13 protein-coding genes are annotated in these 16,614 nt (G+C 72.0%); 7 read left to right on the top strand and 6 right to left on the bottom strand.

The features are described from left to right. Window positions 1-249: 249 nt before the first annotated feature. Window positions 250-2,502: a glycine--tRNA ligase subunit beta gene (gene glyS, locus AB3X07_RS22820; protein ID WP_369941569.1), complete on the bottom strand. Its 2,253-nt coding sequence runs from the start codon at window positions 2,500-2,502 to the stop codon at window positions 250-252. A gap of 155 nt (window positions 2,503-2,657) precedes the next feature. Beyond that, the gene (gene glyQ / locus AB3X07_RS22815; protein ID WP_369941567.1) at window positions 2,658-3,566 is read right to left on the bottom strand and encodes a glycine--tRNA ligase subunit alpha; all 909 of its coding nucleotides are present in this window, start codon (window positions 3,564-3,566) and stop codon (window positions 2,658-2,660) included. A gap of 75 nt (window positions 3,567-3,641) precedes the next feature. On the opposite strand from glyQ, the gene AB3X07_RS22810 reads away from it, so the two are divergent. The 7 genes from AB3X07_RS22810 to AB3X07_RS22780 all read left to right on the top strand — a co-directional run bounded on the left by AB3X07_RS22810 (window position 3,642) and on the right by AB3X07_RS22780 (window position 13,808). Further along, window positions 3,642-5,462: a GspE/PulE family protein gene (locus tag AB3X07_RS22810; protein ID WP_369941566.1), complete on the top strand. Its 1,821-nt coding sequence runs from the start codon at window positions 3,642-3,644 to the stop codon at window positions 5,460-5,462. Window positions 5,463-5,725: 263 nt separating this feature from the next. After that, complete coding sequence (locus tag AB3X07_RS22805; protein WP_369941564.1) at window positions 5,726-6,856, top strand: AAA family ATPase; 1,131 nt, start codon at window positions 5,726-5,728, stop codon at window positions 6,854-6,856. Next, a complete protein-coding gene (locus tag AB3X07_RS22800; protein ID WP_369941562.1) occupies window positions 6,853-7,263 on the top strand; it encodes a hypothetical protein in 411 nt (136 codons plus the stop codon). The genes AB3X07_RS22805 and AB3X07_RS22800 overlap by 4 nt, the downstream gene beginning before the upstream one ends. Then, complete coding sequence (locus AB3X07_RS22795; RefSeq protein ID WP_369941561.1) at window positions 7,260-9,113, top strand: hypothetical protein; 1,854 nt, start codon at window positions 7,260-7,262, stop codon at window positions 9,111-9,113. The genes AB3X07_RS22800 and AB3X07_RS22795 overlap by 4 nt, the downstream gene beginning before the upstream one ends. After that, the gene (locus AB3X07_RS22790; RefSeq protein WP_369941559.1) at window positions 9,106-11,937 is read left to right on the top strand and encodes a bpX6 domain-containing protein; all 2,832 of its coding nucleotides are present in this window, start codon (window positions 9,106-9,108) and stop codon (window positions 11,935-11,937) included. The genes AB3X07_RS22795 and AB3X07_RS22790 overlap by 8 nt, the downstream gene beginning before the upstream one ends. A gap of 175 nt (window positions 11,938-12,112) precedes the next feature. After that, window positions 12,113-12,862, top strand: coding sequence for a glutamine amidotransferase (locus AB3X07_RS22785; protein WP_369941557.1), 750 nt, complete (start codon window positions 12,113-12,115; stop codon window positions 12,860-12,862). Between the two features lie 46 nt (window positions 12,863-12,908). Next, complete coding sequence (locus AB3X07_RS22780; RefSeq protein ID WP_369941555.1) at window positions 12,909-13,808, top strand: BPSS1780 family membrane protein; 900 nt, start codon at window positions 12,909-12,911, stop codon at window positions 13,806-13,808. Window positions 13,809-13,971: 163 nt separating this feature from the next. Here AB3X07_RS22780 and tatC read toward each other — a convergent pair whose 3' ends face one another. The 4 genes from tatC to AB3X07_RS22760 form a co-directional block, all read right to left on the bottom strand. Further along, the gene (tatC, locus tag AB3X07_RS22775; protein WP_369941554.1) at window positions 13,972-14,712 is read right to left on the bottom strand and encodes a twin-arginine translocase subunit TatC; all 741 of its coding nucleotides are present in this window, start codon (window positions 14,710-14,712) and stop codon (window positions 13,972-13,974) included. Continuing rightward, the gene (gene tatB / locus AB3X07_RS22770) at window positions 14,709-15,254 is read right to left on the bottom strand and encodes a Sec-independent protein translocase protein TatB (RefSeq protein ID WP_369941552.1); all 546 of its coding nucleotides are present in this window, start codon (window positions 15,252-15,254) and stop codon (window positions 14,709-14,711) included. The genes tatC and tatB overlap by 4 nt, the downstream gene beginning before the upstream one ends. Before the next feature lie 17 nt (window positions 15,255-15,271). Next, window positions 15,272-15,499, bottom strand: coding sequence for a Sec-independent protein translocase subunit TatA (gene tatA, locus AB3X07_RS22765; protein WP_369941550.1), 228 nt, complete (start codon window positions 15,497-15,499; stop codon window positions 15,272-15,274). Window positions 15,500-15,600: 101 nt separating this feature from the next. Beyond that, the gene (locus AB3X07_RS22760) at window positions 15,601-16,506 is read right to left on the bottom strand and encodes a lipid-binding SYLF domain-containing protein (protein ID WP_369941548.1); all 906 of its coding nucleotides are present in this window, start codon (window positions 16,504-16,506) and stop codon (window positions 15,601-15,603) included. Window positions 16,507-16,614: the final 108 nt, after the last annotated feature.

Raw genomic sequence — 16,614 nt, 5'->3', positions numbered from 1 at the left:
CGCCGGACCCTCACCCCAACCCCTCTCCCGATGGGAGAGGGGCTAGCGGCTTTTCCTTCTCCCCTTGGGAGAAGGTGCCCCGCAGGGGCGGATGAGGGTACGGGTGCAGCCTCGTGCACCCAAACGCCGCGAGTCGCTTTCGCGCCGGACCCTCACCCCAACCCCTCTCCCGATGGGAGAGGGGCTCACGCTCAGTGGAAACAAGAGAGCTGCTCGCGCAACCCCTGCATGCCCTCTGCTGCGTACCGCTTACGAAGAAAGATGCTCGATCGCGGCGACGCTGCCGAGGCGGTCGCCCAGGCGCTTGAGCAGGGCCAGGCGGTTGCCGCGGATTGCCGGGTCTTCGACGTTGACCATCACGCCGTCGAAGAAGGCGTCCACCTGCGACCGCAGCCGCGCCAGGAAGTTCAGCACGGTGACGTAGTCGTGCTGGCGCAGAGCGCCGTCGGTCTCCACGATCGCCGCTTCCACCGCCTCGGCCAGCGCGCTTTCGGCCGGCTCGCGCAGCAGCGTCGGGTCGATCTGCCCCGGAATCTCGCCCTCGGCCTTGCGCAGGATGTTGCGGATACGCTTGTTGGCCGCGGCCAGCGCCTCGGCCTCCGGCAGCGTGGCGAAGATGCTGATCGCGTCGATGCGGCGGTCGAAGTCGTACAGCGATCCGTGCGCGGCGGTCGCGGCTGAAGCCGCTCCTACAGACGCCGCCGTGTTCCCTGTAGGAGCGGCTTCAGCCGCGACCGAGAACAAGGCCGCCACCGCATTGAAATGCGTCGCGGGCACGCCCTTGTCGGCGTAGTAACCGCGCAGGCGGTCGAGGATGAAGTCGAAGATCTCTTCCGCGACTTCGTAATCATTCGCCATGTGCCCACCTCCGACTTGCACCTCGGCGACTTTGACGCCCTTGCGTTCGGCGGCACTGGCGTCAGCTTGTTGCTTGGCTGCTTTGGTGAGCAGTGTGGCAGTGCTGGAAGAATGGACAGCGGCGACCAGTGCAGCGCGCAAATCGAGATCAAATCCACTCTCAATGATGGTCCGCGCCAACCCCAGCGCATTGCGCCGCAGCGCGAACGGATCCTTGTTGCCAGTGGGCTTCAACCCAGCGGCGAATCCACCGGCCAGCGTGTCCAGACGTTCGGCGATCGCCAGCACCTTGCCCAGCGGCGACAGCGCGATGTCGTCGCCGGCGAAGCGCGGCTGGTAGGCCTCGTCGATCGCCAGGGCGATCTCGTTCGGTTCGCCGGCGGCGACGGCATAGTGGCGGCCGGCGATGCCCTGCAGCTCCGGGAACTCGTTGACCATGCGCGACTGCAGGTCGTTCTTGCTCAGTTCGGCGGCGCGACGCGCCTGCGCCGGGTCCGCACCTACCTGCGCGGCGATCGTCTCGGCCAGCGCGGCCACGCGCTGCACCTTGTCGGCGATGCTGCCGAGCTTGGCCTGGTAGGTGACGCTGGCCAGACCCGCGCCCATCGCCTCCAGGCCCTGCTTGAGGTCCTCGTCGAAGAAGAACTTGGCGTCGGCGAAGCGCGGGCGGATCACCCGCTCGTAGCCCTTGGCCACTTCGGCCGCGTCGCGCGAGACGATGTTGGCGATGCCGATGAAATGCTCGGTGAGCTTGCCGCCGTCGTCCAGCACCGGGAAGAACTTCTGGTTGCTCTCCATGGTCTCGATCAGCGCTTCCTGCGGCACCGCCAGGAACGCCGGCTCGAACTTGCACAGCACCGCCGACGGCCATTCGACCAGGTTCACCACCTGCTCCAGGTTGTCCTCGGCGATGCGCGCGCTGCCGCCGGCCTGGCGCGCGGCCTGTTCGACCTCGGCGACGATGCGCGCGCGGCGCAGGTCCGGGTCCACCAGCACCTGCGCGGCCTGCAGCGCGGCCACGTAGTCGCCCGGCTGCGCCAGCGGCACCGGCGCGTCGTGCAGGAAGCGGTGGCCGCGGCTGTCGCGGCCGGCCTGCACGCCGAACAGCGGCATCGGCACCACCTCGCCGCCGAACAGCAGTACCAGCCACTGCACCGGCCGCGCGAAGCCGTAGTCGTGATCGCCCCAGCGCATCGGCTTGGGGATCGGCATCGCCGCGATCGCCTCGCGCAGGATCTCCGGCAGCAGCGTGGCGGTGCGCGCGCCCGGGGTCACCGCACGGTGCACGAAGCGCTCGCCCTTGGCGTCGCTGGTGCGCTCCAGCGCGGTCCAGTCGATCCCGGCCTTGGCGGCGAACCCTTGCAGCGCCTTGGTCGGCTGGCCGTCGGCATCGAGCGCGATGTTGAGATACGGGCCGAGCACTTCCGAACGCTGCTCCGGCTGTTCGGTGGCCACGCCCGGCAGCAGCACCGCCAGCCGGCGCGGCGTGGACAGCGGCTTGGCGTCGCCGCGCTCGACCGCGATGCCGCGCTTCTCCAGCCCGGCGATCACGCCGTCGAACAGCGCCTGGGCCAGGCCCGGCAATGCCTTGACCGGCAGTTCCTCGGTGCCCAGTTCGATCAGCAGGGGAAGGTGTTCGCTCATGTGTCAGACCTTGCTTAGCGGTTCCTTCTCCCTGTGGGAGAAGGTGCCCCGAAGGGGCGGATGAGGGTGCGGGCGCCTGGGGAGTCGGAGCAGCCGGCGATGCGTGCCGGCGTACCCTCACCCCAACCCCTCTCCCGGCGGGAGAGGGGCTTTGGTCACTTCTTGACGCCGGGGAAGCCCAGCTTCTCGCGCTGCGCGTAGTAGGCCTTGGCCACCGCCTGCGCCAGCGCGCGCACGCGCAGGATGTAGCGCTGGCGCTCGGTCACCGAGATCGCGCGGCGCGCGTCGAGCAGGTTGAAGGCGTGGCTGGCCTTGGTCACCTGTTCGTAGGCCGGCAGCGGCAGCCCGACCTCGACCAGCGCCTGCGCCTCCTGCTCGCATGCGTCGAAGCGGTGGAACAGCTCGGCCATGTTGGCGTGTTCGAAGTTGTACGCGCTCTGCTCCACCTCGTTCTGGTGGTAGACGTCGCCATAGGTCACCGGGGTGCCGTCGGGGCCGTAGGTCCACACCAGGTCGTAGACGTTGTCGCAGTTCTGCAGGTACATGCACAGGCGCTCGAGACCGTAGGTGATCTCGCCCAGCACCGGCTTGCACTCCAGGCCGCCGGCCTGCTGGAAGTAGGTGAACTGGGTGACTTCCATGCCGTTGAGCCACACCTCCCAGCCCAGGCCCCAGGCGCCGAGCGTCGGCGATTCCCAGTTGTCCTCGACGAAGCGCAGGTCGTGCACCAGCGGATCGATGCCCAGCGCCTTGAGCGAATCCAGGTACAACTGCTGGATGTTGTCCGGGTTCGGCTTCATCGCCACCTGGTACTGGTAGTAGCGCTGCAGGCGGTTCGGGTTCTCGCCGTAGCGGCCGTCGGTGGGGCGGCGGCTGGGCTGCACGTAGGCCGCGTTCCACGGCTCCGGTCCGAGCGCGCGCAGGAACGTGGACGGATGGAAGGTGCCGGCGCCCACTTCCAGGTCCAGCGATTGGATCAGCACGCAGCCGTGCTGCGCCCAGAACTGGTTGAGGGTCTGGATCAGACCCTGGAACGTGATCGGAACGGACCGGGAGTCGGGCATGCAGCGAAGGCCGGCAAAGGGGGTGCGCTAGTATAGCGACCGACTTGCGGGGACTTCCGCGCACCGGACCTGACCATGGATTCGCGACCCGCCGCGCAGCCGCCCGCCGCGCCCGCACCCGCCACGGTGTCCCTGCCGCCGGGGCGGCTGAGTTTCGAGCGCGTGGCCGCGGCATTGCTCGCCGACGGCCTGGTCGCGCCGGCCGAGCGCGGGCGCATGCAGTTCTCGGTGCAGTCCACGCGCACCGCCAGCGACGTGCATCCGCTGGTGCTGCTGTCCAACCTGAAACTGGCGGCCACGCGTCCGCCCGGCAGCGAGCTGGGCCTGGAGCGGCTGACCGAATGGCTGGCGCAGCGCTGCGGCCTGCGCTACCTGCGCATCGACCCGACCCGGGTCGACGTGGCCGCGGCCACCGCGGTGGTCTCGCACGCCTATGCGCGCCGCCACCGCATCCTGCCGCTGGCGCTGGACGCCGAGCGCCTGCTGGTGGCGACCAGCGAGCCGCTGGCGCTGGACTGGCTGGGCGACGTGCAGCACCTGGCGCGGCGCCGCATCGAGATCGCGGTGGTCAATCCGCTGGACCTGCATCGCTACACGATGGAGTTCTTCGGCGTGACCCGCTCGGTGCGCGGCGCCAAGGACGGGCGCACCGAGCAGAGCAGCGGCCTGCCCAGCTTCGAGCAGTTGGTGGAACTGGGCCGCGGTGGCGACGTCAACGCCGACGACCACCACATCGTGCACATCGTCGACTGGCTGCTGCAGTACGCCTACGAGCAGCGCGCCAGCGACATCCACCTGGAGCCGCGGCGCGAGGCCGGGCGCATGCGCTTCCGCATCGACGGCGTGCTGCACAAGGTGCTGGAAGTGCCGCCGGCGGTGATGACCGCCATCGTCAGCCGCATCAAGGTGCTCGGGCGCATGGACCTGGCCGAGCGGCGCCGCCCGCAGGACGGGCGCATCAAGACCCGCTCGCCGGGCGGGCGCGAGACCGAGATGCGCCTGTCGACCATGCCCACCGCCTTCGGCGAGAAGTGCGTGATGCGCATCTTCGACCCGGACGCGGCGTTCAAGAGCGTGGACCAGCTCGGCTTCAGCGCGCAGGAGGCGGCCGGCTGGGCGGCGCTGGTCGAGCGCCCGCACGGCATCGTGCTGGTCACCGGCCCCACCGGCTCGGGCAAGACCACCACGCTGTACTCCACGCTCAAGCGCCTGGCCACGCCGGACGTGAACGTGTGCAGCGTGGAGGACCCGATCGAGATGATCGCGCCGGAGTTCAACCAGATGCAGGTGCAGACCAACATCGACCTGGACTTCGCCAGCGGCGTGCGCACCCTGCTGCGGCAGGACCCGGACATCATCATGATCGGCGAGATCCGCGACCTGGAGACCGCGCAGATGGCGGTGCAGGCCTCGTTGACCGGGCATCTGGTGCTGTCCACCCTGCACACCAACGACGCGCCCTCGGCGATCACCCGCCTGCTCGACCTGGGCGTGCCGCACTACCTGGTCGCCTCCACCCTCAACGGCGTGCTGGCGCAGCGCCTGGTGCGCACCCTGTGCAGCCACTGCAAGCGCCCGCACCCGCTGGACGCGGCCGCCTGGGACGCGCTGCGCGAGCCCGGCGAAGCACTGCCGGAGGACCTGCAGCCGCATGCCCCGGTCGGCTGCCTGGAGTGCCGCCGCACCGGCTACCTGGGCCGGGTCGGCCTGTACGAACTGCTGCCGGTGACGCCGCGCCTGCGCAGCCTGATCCGCGCCGACATGGACCTGGCCGGCTTCAGCCGTGCCGCCCAGGCCGAAGGCGTGCGCACGTTGCGCCGCGCCGGCCTGGAAAAGGTCGCCGCCGGGCTGACCACCATCGAGGAAGTGCTGTCGGTGCTGCCGCCGCGGGAGTGAGCGCTGCCGCGCGCGGTGGCGCGCAGGCCGGCGTCGGCGACGCCGGTGCACCACATCGGCGCGGATCGGCGACGCCGCTTTGCCCAGCAGCGCAAGGCTCACCGAAGCGGCTCGCGTCCGGAGTCCGGATGCCCCGCGCCTGCCGACATGCCATGCGCGCCCGCGCGGTTTGCGCTGCATTGGAATTGATCTAAAGTGCGGCGGATCCTTTTTCGCGCTCCGTGCGGATGTCCCGCGCACGGCGCGCCTCTTCGACAGCCCGCATGCCCTCGTCCATCGCATCCGCCGCCGCGCGCGTCCGCGCGGCCGTCCATTCCGCCACGACCGGCCTGGTCGAGCGCCACCAGCTCGCCGAGTTGATGGTGCTGGCGGCGATCGCCGAAGAACACCTGTTGATCGTCGGTCCGCCCGGGACGGCCAAGAGCGCCGTGGTCAGGCGCGTGGCCGCCGCCCTCGGCGGCCGCTACTTCGAATACCTGCTGGGTCGCTTCACCGAACCGTCCGAGCTGTTCGGGCCGGTGGACCTGCGCAAGCTGCGCGAGGGCCTGGTCGAAACCGACGTGGCCGGCATGTTGCCGGAGGCGGAGATCGCCTTCCTCGACGAGGTGTTCCTGGGCTCGACCGCCATCCTCAACACCTTGCTCGGCGTGTTGAACGAACGCCGCTTCCGGCGCGGCCACACCGACCTGGCCTGCCCGCTGCGCCTGTGCGTGGGCGCGGCCAACGCGCTGCCCGAGGACGCGTCGCTGGCGGCCTTCGCCGACCGCTTCCTGCTGCACCTGTTCGTCGACGCGGTGCCGGATCATCAGTTGGAAGCCTTGCTGGCCGGCGGCTGGCAGGCCGAGCGTACCGAGGTGCTGCATGTGGCCGACCTGGCCGACCTGGACCTGCTCGCCGGACAGGTGCGGCAGGTGCGGATGGACGAGGCGCGCAGCGCCCTGGCGCAGGCGGTTCGCACTTTGCGCGCGGCGGGGCTGGCCTTGTCCGACCGCCGCATCGTCAAGACGCAACGCCTGGTGGCGGCGGCCACCGTGCTGGCCGGGCGCAGCGTCGCCACCGAGGCGGACCTGTGGCCGCTGTTCTACGTGATGCCGACGCGCGAGGCGCAGGCCACCGCGCAGGACGCGCTGCGCGACACCCTGGCGCTGGCCGCCAACCCGACCTTGCTCGCCGCGGTGGAGCAGGCGGCGTTGCAGCCGCTGTCGCGCGTGGCGCGGCTGCTCGAGGCCGCCCAGCGCTGCCTGGCCGACGATGCCGATGCGGGTGCCGACGCGCGGGCCGCGGCCGACGCGGTGTTGCGCGAGATCGACGCCAACTTCACCGCAGCCTCCATGCCGCATGAGCTTGCGGCCGCGCGTGCGCGCCTGATCGAGCGGATCGGCGCCGCCGCATGATCTGGTCGTGGCGCGACGATCCCGCGCCGCCGTCGCCGCAGGGCGTCGTGGGCGTGGGCCCCTGCGCGCGCGACCTGCTGGAGCGTGCCGCGCGCGGCGCGGCGGCGGACGCGCTGATGGCGACGGCCAGCGACGCGCTGCTGGTCGTGACCGGACCGGCATCGGCATTGCCATGGATCGACGGCGTGCTGTACATCGCCCCGCGCCCGGAGGCGCCGGCGCTGTGGCTGCCGACCGCGCAGCGCCCGGACCTCCCGCTGGATCTGCTGGCGCAGGCCGTCGCGCGCCGCCATCCCGAACCGCCCTGGCTGCTGCTGCCCGCACCGGCGGCGCTGGTGCCGCTGCACCGCCTGCTGCCGCTCGGCGCGCCGCTGGTGGAGCAGATTCGCCGGCGCTGGGCCGCATGAGCGCGACGCTGCCGTTGCCGCCGGCGCTGCAGCCATGGCACGCCTGGTTGGCCTGGTTCGACCCGGACATCGCGGCGATGCTCGGCGACTGGCTGGTGCGCCTGGAACCGCTGCTCGGCCGCGGCGCGGCGCGGATGCAGCACGGCGCCGCCGACCCCGACGGCATCGACGACCTGCGCCGGCGCGGACCCTACGCGCGCCTGCTGTTGAGCGAATGGGCCGTGGCCGACCTGCTGCCGGACGAGTTCCTGCGCCGCGCCGCGCACCACGAACACCTGTTCCTGGCGCCGAAGCTGGTGCAACGCCAGAGCGACGCCCTGGTCCTGGCGCTGTTCGACGCCGGCCCCGCCCAGCGCGGTGCGCCGCGCCTGCTGCACGTGGCGATGTGGATCCTGCTGGCGCGCCGCGCGCAGGCCGCCGGTGCGCGTTTCGCCTGGGGCGTGCTGCAGCGGCCGGGCGAGGTGCAGTCCGCGGACGCGCCCGATGCCTTGCGCGCCCTGCTGCAGGCGCGCACCCACCAGCCGGCGACCGATGCCGAGCGCAGCGCCTGGCGCGCATATCTGAGCGACAGCGGCCAGGCCGCCAGCGAGCGCTGGTGGATCGCCGCCAGCCAGCAGGGCGCCGGCATGGGCGACCACAGCGTGGCGGTGCGGCAGGACTTCGACGGGCGTTTGCGCGTGGCGATCGGCACCGGCCACGCGCACCGCGAGCTGGCGCTCGCCGTGCCGCCCGCGCCCTGCGCCGTGCGCCTGCTGCGTGGGGATTTCATCGCCGCCCCGCCGCCGCCCGCGGTGGCGGTCTCCGGCGAGACGCTGCAGGGCAGGGTGTCGCTGCGGCAACCCCCGTTGTTCAGCAGCGCGGGCCACTACGTGGCGCTGCCGCTGGCCGGCGAGCAGCGGGCGGTCCTGCTGCAGGTTCCGCGCGAGGGCCGCTACAAGAAGGCCGCGCCGCGCTACAGCGCCTGGACCTCCGGGACGGAATTGCTGTGCGGCGTCATCCTCCACAAGGAGTTCGCCGGCGTGGTGGCGATGCCGGTTGGCCTGTACTTCTGGAAGATGCCGGGCTTCCTCACCGTGGAACGGCCGCCGGCCGATGTCTTCGCCGCGGTGCCGGGGACCGCGCGCTGGCTGCACTGCGCCTGGCTCAATGGCGGCGCGAAACAGGCGCGGACGCAGCGCGTGGTCATTCTGGATGGCGCCGGGCGGCTGCTGTCGTGGACCAATGCCAGCACCCGACCCGGACGCGATACGCCCGCCCACGCCCTGGTGGACGACGCGGTCTTGGCGATGCAGCAGATCGATGCGCAGCGGTTGGTGTATGCCCGCTACGCGTCGGGCCATCTGCGGATCAGCTGCCTGCACCGCGAGGGCACCACCCAACTGCTGACCCAGCTGACCGCGCCATCGCGGCCGACGCAACTGGCGTTCCGCGGGGTGGTGCGGGAGGGGCAGTGGCAGGGCGGCGTCTGCCTGGAATACCGCGACGGCCAGCGCGATGGCGCGCGTACCTGTCGCCTGTACCAGGGCGGGCCGCAGGACGGCTATTCCGAACTGGAACTGGCGCCGCCGCCGGGCTGGAAGCTGCTGGGGCTGGTGCCGGATCCACAGCGCAGCGAGCGCAGCCAGCTGTTGATGCTGCGCCAGGATCGCCGCGCGCTGGTCGCGCTCGGCGAGCATGGTCAGGAGATCCTGTTCCAGTCGCCCTGCGACATCAGCGTCGCTTCGGTGTCCTTCGATGGCGCCTCGGTGGCCCTGGTCGACCTGGAAGGGCAGGTGCTGATCCTGGGCGACGGCGGGCGCCGCGTCCTGCTGCGCATGCGCGGGCAGCGTGGAGGCGAGCGCGATGGATGAGACGACCGCGACGCGCGCGGCCGGTGCGGTGCGCGATCCGCTGTGGCGCGGCCTGCAGGCGCTGGACGGCCTGTGGTGGCCCGCCGGCGTCCTGCCCGCGCCGCTGCGGATGGCGCGCATGCTCGCCGCCTGGCATCCCGGCTGCCGGGCCTACCGGTTCGAAGCAGGCGACGTGCTGTGCTTCGCCCGCGCGCAGGTGCTGGCGTGCGAACGCGTGGGCGCGGTGCCGTTGCGGCGGCTGCAGGGGGCGCTGTATTCGGCGCCGCTGACAGCGGCGGAACTGGCTGGGCTGCCGGCCCTCGATATCGGCCTGGTCGCCGGCGCCGCGGTGGTGGGGCTGCGCTTCGACCAGGGCACGCGGCTGGACCTGTCCGAGGCGATCGCGCTGGACGCCTACGCGCTGCACGATACCTACGCGTGCCGCCTCCCGCCGCCGGCACTGGAGGTGGCGCAACTGCAAGGCAAGGACGTGCGCGGCGTGCTCGGCGAGCGCATCCCGCCGCGCAGCGCGGAGAGCGAGGCCTTCCTGCGCGCGGTGTCCGGCACGCGTCCGGCGCGCGCGCCGCGCGGCGGCATGGCCGCGGTGCGCGAGGGCGTGCTGGGCGCCGCCCTGGCGCTGTTGTCGCGTGTGCTGCCGCGGCCATCGGCGGCGGCCGCCTCGCCCGGTGACGTGCCTGCGCAAGGCGCGCATCCACGGGGAGCGCCGCGCGGCGGCATGGCCGTGGTGCGTGAGGGCGTGCTGGGCGCGGCCCTGGCGCTGTTGTCGCGCGTGCTGCCGCGACGATCGGCGGCGGCGGCCTCGCCCGATGACATTCCCGCGCGCCAGCCAGGCGCGCAGCCCAGCGCCTGGCGCGACACGCTCGCGCGGCTGGCCGCGATCAGTCGCTTGGGCCGGTTGATCGGCTACCGGCACGGCGCCTACCTGCGCCGCATGATGGCGATGTTTGAACGTGGGGAGCTGGACGAGGCGCTGCGCAACGCCCTGCCGATCGACGGGACCGGGCCGTCCATGGGCCAGGCGTTCGCCGCACCGGGCCGGCGCGACAGCCTGCAACTGTCCGGCCGCCTCGGGCGCAGCGCCGAGCTCGGCCTGGACGAGGACCTGACCGCGTACCTGCGGCGCATGTACCGCGAGGCCTTCGCCGCCCTGGACCGCCAGGGCAGGACCGACGAGGCCGTGTTCGTGCTGGCCGAATTGCTCAATGCGCGGCAGGAGGCGCTGAACTATCTGGTCCGCCACGAACGCCACGCGCAGGCCGCCGATCTGGCGCTGGGCTGGGACATGCCGCCGGCGCTGATCATCCGTCTGCTGATGCTGGCCGGCGACCATCGGCGCGCGGTCCAGGTGGCGCGGCGCGATGGCGCCTTCGCCGACGCGGTGCGGCAGCTGCAGGACGCCCACCCCGCGCTCGCGGCGCAACTGCGGCTGGAATGGGGCCAGGCGCTGGTCGACGGCGGCCATTGGCTGGAAGCGGTCGAGGCGGTGTGGCCGCTGCGCGAGGCGCGCGAGCAGGCGCTGCACTGGCTGCTCGCGGCCGAGCAGGCGGGTGCCGCGCTGTCGGCGCGCGCGCTGGTGCAGCGCGCCAACCTGCTGCCGGACACGCTGCAGCACTACGCGGCCAGGATCGAGGCCCTGGCCGATCCGGGCACCGACCCGGCCGCGCGCGCCGCCCTGGCCGATGCCCTGCTGGCGATCAAGGGCAACAGCGCGGCGCTGCGGCGCCTGGCTGCGTGCGTGCTGCCGGCGCTCGCCGCCGATTGCAGCGCCGGTCGCAACCCCCTGGGGCGCAGCGACCTGGACCGGCTGCTGCAGTTGGCCGGCGACGCCTGCCTGAAGAGCGACATGCCGCCCTGGCGCGTCGCCCAGGCCGGCACGCCGTCGCCGTTCTGGCGGCTGGAGACGGCACTGGACCTCCCGCTGCCCGCCGCCGGCCTGCAACGCATCCACGACGCGGCGGTGCTGCCCGACCGGCGCTATCTGGTCGCCCTCGGCGAGGCCGGCGCGGCCGTATTCGACGCGCACGGCCGGGTGACCCAGCGCTACCCGGTGCCGGCCTACCGCCTGGTGCTCGCGGCCAGCGGGCAGGTGGCCCTGGCGGTGGCGCCGCGCGAGCAGGTCGCGCGGGTCGCGCGGCTGGACCTGGCGACGCGCGGCAGCGTCGAACTCGGTGCGCTGGCCGTGCAGTACGCCGCGCCCGGGCTCAACGGCACCGGCTGGACCGTGGTGGCGAACGACCGCATCCTGGTGATCGACGTCGGCAAGGGCCTGGGCGAGGTGCTGTGGCATGTCGGCGACCTGCCGGGACCGATCGCCGCCGCCGGCTTCTTCGCCGACTGCGAGGTGTTCCTGGTGCGCACCGGCGACACCGTGCAGGACTGGACCTATGCGTTGCCGCAGCGGCGCCTGCGCGGGCGCGACGATCTCGCCCTGCTGGAGGGCGTGCCGCTGCTGCCGCATCGCTGCGGCGCGATCCAGCAGCCGCAGCTGGACGTGCGCGAGGACGGCACGGTCGCGTTCGTCTACCGCGACGGGGCCGGCCAGCGCGCCTGCGTGCTGCCGCAGCTGCGGGCGGAAACGCTGCTGGGCGAGCAGTTCGTCGCGCTGGAGCAGGGCATGCTGATCGGCGTGCACCTGCACGACCGCCGCCGCTACTTCGTGGTCCGCTTCGCCGATGCCGCGTGCATCGCCACGCTGGAGGCGCCCGCGGACCTGCTGCTGCACGTCCGCGAGCAACCGGGCCACCTGCTGCTGCACAGCGCGGACGGCCGCCTGCTGGACATCGACCTTCGCCTGTCGCTGCCGCATGCGCTGTCGTTGCACTGACCCTGCCGCAGGGAATGCCACGCCGCGGCCGCCGCGCCGCGCTGGTCACGCTGTGCGACTGTCAAACAGCTGAACCGGCGCGCGCCGCCGCCGCCCGCGTGCGCGAGGATCTTGGAAAAAGCCGCGAAGGTCTGCCTACAATCGGGGCGACCCCCTTTCGAGCCGCCGCCCGCCGATGACGCCCGCGCCCTTCCTGATCCTCGAAACCGGCGAGCCGGTGGCGACGATGCGGCGTTACGGACGCTTTCCGCACTGGATCCGCGTCGCCGCCGGCCTGGCCGAGCGCGACACGGTGGTCGCCAACGTCGCCGGCGGCGCCGCGCTGCCGACGCGCGCGGGCTTCGCCGGGATCATCGTCACCGGCTCGGCCGCCTTCGTCACCGACCGCGCCGACTGGAGCGAACGCTCCGCCGACTGGCTGCGCGAGGCGGCGCACGCGGGCACGCCGCTGCTGGGCATCTGCTACGGCCACCAGTTGCTGGCGCACGCGCTGGGCGGGGAAGTGGCCTACAACCCGGCCGGGCGCGAATCGGGCACGGTGCATATCGACCTGCATCCGCCGGCGTTCGACGATCCACTGTTCGCCGGCCTGCCCGAGCGCTTTCCGGCGCATGCCACCCACTTGCAGACGGTGCTGCGCGCGCCGGACGGCGCCACCGTGCTGGCGCGCTCGGCGCAGGACCAGTGCCACGCGTTCCGCTGGGGCAAGGCGGCCTGGGGCGTGCAGTTCCACCCCGAATTCGCCACCCACCACATGCGCGGCTACGTGCACGCCCGCGCCGACTGTCTACGCAGCGCCGGCCGCTGCGCCCGTACCATCGCCCGCGAGGTCAGCGCCGCGCCGCTGGCGCGCAAGCTGCTGCGGCGCTTCGTTCAGCACGCGCGCGGCCAGCAACCCGCTGGCGGACCGGCAAAACCGCGATAATCTGTGCAGTCGCCGCGTCGACGGCGTCCCCCACTTCGGATTGGCAATGATCGAGATTCGCAAGCTGCCGGCTTCGGCCGGCGCGGAATGGCTGTTGGGCGGGATATCGCTGCTGCGGCGGGCGCCGTGGGCGCTGGGGCGGCTGGGTCTGCTGTGGGGCCTGGCGACCCTGATCGCCATGTTCCTGGGCGCGCTCCATCCCACCCTGGGCATGCTGGCGCAACTGCTGATGGCCCTGGCCGGGCCGTTGCTGTTCGGCGGCCTGGTGTGGGCGGCGCGCGAGGTCGACCAGGGCCGCAGCGCGGAGCCGGCGCACCTGCTGCAGGGCCTGCACGGCAGCCGCGCGCCGAACCTGCTGGTGGCGCTGCTGCCGCAGGCGGTGGTCGGGGTGACGCTCGCGCTTCTGGCGGTCGCGGTGATCGGGACGGACGGGATGGCGCAGCTGAACGACGTCATGAACCAACTCAACGCACTCAGCCAGTCCGCAACGCGGCCGGATCCGACGCAGGTGGAGGAACTGGTCGCGACCCTGCCGGCGCTGCGCATCCTGGCCTGGCTGCTGCTGGTGGCGGTCGGCGTCGTGGCGGTGTCGCTGACCCTGTTCCTGTTCGCCCCGCAGGTGATGTTCGACGGCCGCAACGGCGTCGCCGCGATCGGCCACGGCCTGCGCGCCTGCCTGCACAACCTGCCGGCGATGCTGGTGTTCTTCGTCCTCGCCTTCCTCGCCATGTTCGCGTTCTATTTCGCGCTGACCCTGGTGTTGCTGGTGCTGCAGCCCATGGTCGGCACCGTGATGTCCGCGCTGATCATGCAGGTCCTGCTGATGGCGGTCCTGCCGACGGCGATCGCCGGCATCGTGTACGTGGCCTGGAAGCAGATGTTCGTGCATGCCGACGATGCCGCGTCGGCGGTGCCGGCGCCGCCGTCCAACGTCTTTGTGGCTTGAGGGCTGGGAGTCGGGATTGGGGAATCGGGAATCGTAAGAGCAACGGCCACAGCCACAGCCACAGCAAAAACGGCCCTTCGGGGCCGTTTTTTTGTGCAGGCGAGCGCCGGAACGTGGCCCGGCTCGGGATGGGTGCGGCGCAAGGAACCGTTCTTACGAATCCCTAATCCCGAATCTCCACTCCCGGCTTCTTGGTCACCGCCGCTGCCGCGATGATGCCCAGCTCGTAAAGCAGACACATCGGGATCGCCAGCATCAGCTGCGAGACCACGTCCGGCGGGGTCAGCACCGCCGCCAGCACGAAGATGCCGACCACCGCGTAGCCGCGGCCTTCGCGCAGTTGCTGCGGGGTGACCCAGCCGAGCAGGGCCAGGATCACCAGCGCCACCGGCAGTTCGAAGCTGGCGCCGAAGGCGAAGAAGATCGCCAGCACGAAATCCAGGTAGGCGCCGGCGTCGGGGGTGAGCTGGATGATGTCCGGCTTGAACGTGGTCAGGAAGTGGAACACCGCCGGCAACACCAGGAAATAGGCGAAGGCGCAGCCCACGTAGAACAGCAGCACCGCCGAGGCCAGCAGCGGCAGCGCCAGGCGCTTCTCGCGCTGGTACAGGCCCGGCGCGACGAAGGCCCAGGCCTGGTACAGCAGCCACGGCGCGGCGATGAACACGCCGACGAAGAAGGTCAGCTTCAGCGGGGCGAACACCGCCCCGGCCGGATGCGTGGCGATCACGCTCTGGCCGATCGGCAGCTGCGCCAGCATCGGCTCCGCCAGCCAGGTGTAGATCTGCTTGGAGAACGGCAACAGCGCCAGCACCACCACGCCCAGGCCGGTCAGCGCGCGGACCAGGCGCGCGCGCAATTCGACCAGGTGTTCGATCAGGCTGCTTTCGGCTTCCGGGTTCATCGCGGCGCCTCGGCATCGCCACCGGAGGGCGTGGCGCCAGGCGCCGGCGGTGTCGCCGCAGGCGCGGCGGCGTGGGATGCGGGCGGCTGCGGGTCAGGCAGGTGCGGATGCGACGTGGTCGGCGGCAGCGCCTGTGCCGGGGCGATCGGCGCGTCGCCGTGGGGCGCGCCGGTCGTGGACAGCGGATCCGGCGTCTGCGCGACCGGCGCCGGCTCGGCGGGTGTGGTCTGGTCCGGCGGTTGCGGCGCGGTCGGGTCGATCTCGCGGCGCAGCGCCTCGGTTTCGCGCTGCAGCTGCTGGCCGCTGTCGCGCAACTGCGTTTCGGCCTGGCGCAGCGAGGCCTGCACGTCCTGCAGGCTGCGCTTGAGTTCCTCGGCTTCCAGTTCGCGCTCCAGCTCCTGCTTCACCGAATCCCATTGCGCGCGCGCGCGGCGCACCCACAGGCCGGCGAAGCGCGCCGCCTTGGGCAGCCGTTCCGGGCCGAGCACCACCAGCGCCACCACGGCGATCAGCAGCAGTTCGCTGAATCCGATATCGAACACGCCGACGGCTTCCTGGGTCAGCGGGCGTCGCGGTCGCGTTCGGACTGGGTCTCGCGGGACGGCTCGCCGTTGCGCGAGCCATCGCTCAACTGGCCGGCGGGCTTGTCGTCGTCGCGCATGCCCTTCTTGAATTCCTTGACCGCACTGCCCAGATCCTTGGCGCCGCTGGTCAGCCGCTTGGTGCCGAACACCAGCAGCACGATCACCAGCACGACCAGCCAGTGCCAGATGCTAAAACTGCCCATGATCCGCTCGCAGAGAAGTCGTAAGGAACACGGAGGATAACGCACCGCGCCGCGGCGCGTGACCGCGCGCGTTCAGCGCGATGCGCCGCGTTGGCCTGGCGTCAGCGAGTGCCGTCCAGCGACTCGGTGCGGATCTCGCCTTCGGACACCGGCTGGAAGCCCTGCTGCGGCGTCTGCGGCGCGGGCTGCAACGGCGCGGTGCTGGCCCCGCCGGCGGCGTCGACCGCCGGCTCGGCGACCGGCGCCGGCGTGGCTTGCGCCGGTGGCGGCGCCACGCTGGCGGTGTGCGGGGCGGCGGCGCCGTCGGTGCCACGGTTCTGCCGTGCCGCGTAGGTGGCTTCCTCCAGCTTGTCGCGGAACGCGACCACGTCGTTGGACGGCAGGCTGGTCGTACGGCCCTCGAAGATCATGCGCGGGGTGGTGTTGCTGCCGTACACGTTGAGGTCGGCGGCATCGTCGATCTGCAGCGCGGCGCCGTCCAGGGCGACGCCGGCGAACAGGCCGCGGGCGCGCGACCACGACCAGATCTCGGCCTTGAGCTGGCCGTCGGTGGCGGCGGCGGCGTTGCGCCCGACCGGGCCGGCGGCGACGCCGGCATCGGCGCCGAGGGTGAACTTGCCGTTGACGATGTTGTCCAGGCTGCGGTCGTTGCGGAACACCAGCACCACGTCGGAGGACTGCACGCCGACCTGGAAGCCGATGCTGCCGCCGGTCAGCTTGACGAACACCGGGTTGGACCAGGTGCCGTCGGGGCGCTTGACCGACATCAGGCCGTGGCCGCGACGCCCGCCGATCACCAGGCCGGCCTTGAGCGTGTCGGGGATCACCACGATGGCGCGGCCCTCGTCGAGCAGCTTGTCGGGGATGGACTGTTCGGGGATCTTCTGGATGTCGGTCAGCACGCGCAGCGCGTTGCGGGCGCGCTCGTCCTCTTCCGGGCCGGCCACGGCGTGGCCGACGAACAGCGTGGTGCTCAACAACAGGGCGAGGCGCGGCAGGCGGGGCATGGCGGGCTTCCGAGATAGGTCCGCAGCAAGATACTGCAAGTCCTTGAAGTTAGTCACAGCGCAATGAATCGGCAATGAGTGCGCGCGGTCGTCGCGGGCGACGGTCGA

The organism is Xanthomonas sp. DAR 35659, from assembly GCF_041242975.1.
Taxonomy (GTDB): Bacteria; Pseudomonadota; Gammaproteobacteria; order Xanthomonadales; family Xanthomonadaceae; genus Xanthomonas_A; species Xanthomonas_A medicagonis.
This window is presented reverse-complemented; position numbering and strand designations above follow the sequence as displayed.

What these genes read in the sequence shown, in the direction of transcription:
- glyS (WP_369941569.1), bottom strand. Translation starts at nt 2,502, where the DNA reads ATGAGCGAACACCTTCCCCTGCTGATCGAACTGGGCACCGAGGAACTG.
- glyQ (WP_369941567.1), bottom strand. Translation starts at nt 3,566, where the DNA reads ATGCCCGACTCCCGGTCCGTTCCGATCACGTTCCAGGGTCTGATCCAG.
- AB3X07_RS22810 (WP_369941566.1), top strand. Translation starts at nt 3,642, where the DNA reads ATGGATTCGCGACCCGCCGCGCAGCCGCCCGCCGCGCCCGCACCCGCC.
- AB3X07_RS22805 (WP_369941564.1), top strand. Translation starts at nt 5,726, where the DNA reads ATGCCCTCGTCCATCGCATCCGCCGCCGCGCGCGTCCGCGCGGCCGTC.
- AB3X07_RS22800 (WP_369941562.1), top strand. Translation starts at nt 6,853, where the DNA reads ATGATCTGGTCGTGGCGCGACGATCCCGCGCCGCCGTCGCCGCAGGGC.
- AB3X07_RS22795 (WP_369941561.1), top strand. Translation starts at nt 7,260, where the DNA reads ATGAGCGCGACGCTGCCGTTGCCGCCGGCGCTGCAGCCATGGCACGCC.
- AB3X07_RS22790 (WP_369941559.1), top strand. Translation starts at nt 9,106, where the DNA reads ATGGATGAGACGACCGCGACGCGCGCGGCCGGTGCGGTGCGCGATCCG.
- AB3X07_RS22785 (WP_369941557.1), top strand. Translation starts at nt 12,113, where the DNA reads ATGACGCCCGCGCCCTTCCTGATCCTCGAAACCGGCGAGCCGGTGGCG.
- AB3X07_RS22780 (WP_369941555.1), top strand. Translation starts at nt 12,909, where the DNA reads ATGATCGAGATTCGCAAGCTGCCGGCTTCGGCCGGCGCGGAATGGCTG.
- tatC (WP_369941554.1), bottom strand. Translation starts at nt 14,712, where the DNA reads ATGAACCCGGAAGCCGAAAGCAGCCTGATCGAACACCTGGTCGAATTG.
- tatA (WP_369941550.1), bottom strand. Translation starts at nt 15,499, where the DNA reads ATGGGCAGTTTTAGCATCTGGCACTGGCTGGTCGTGCTGGTGATCGTG.
- AB3X07_RS22760 (WP_369941548.1), bottom strand. Translation starts at nt 16,506, where the DNA reads ATGCCCCGCCTGCCGCGCCTCGCCCTGTTGTTGAGCACCACGCTGTTC.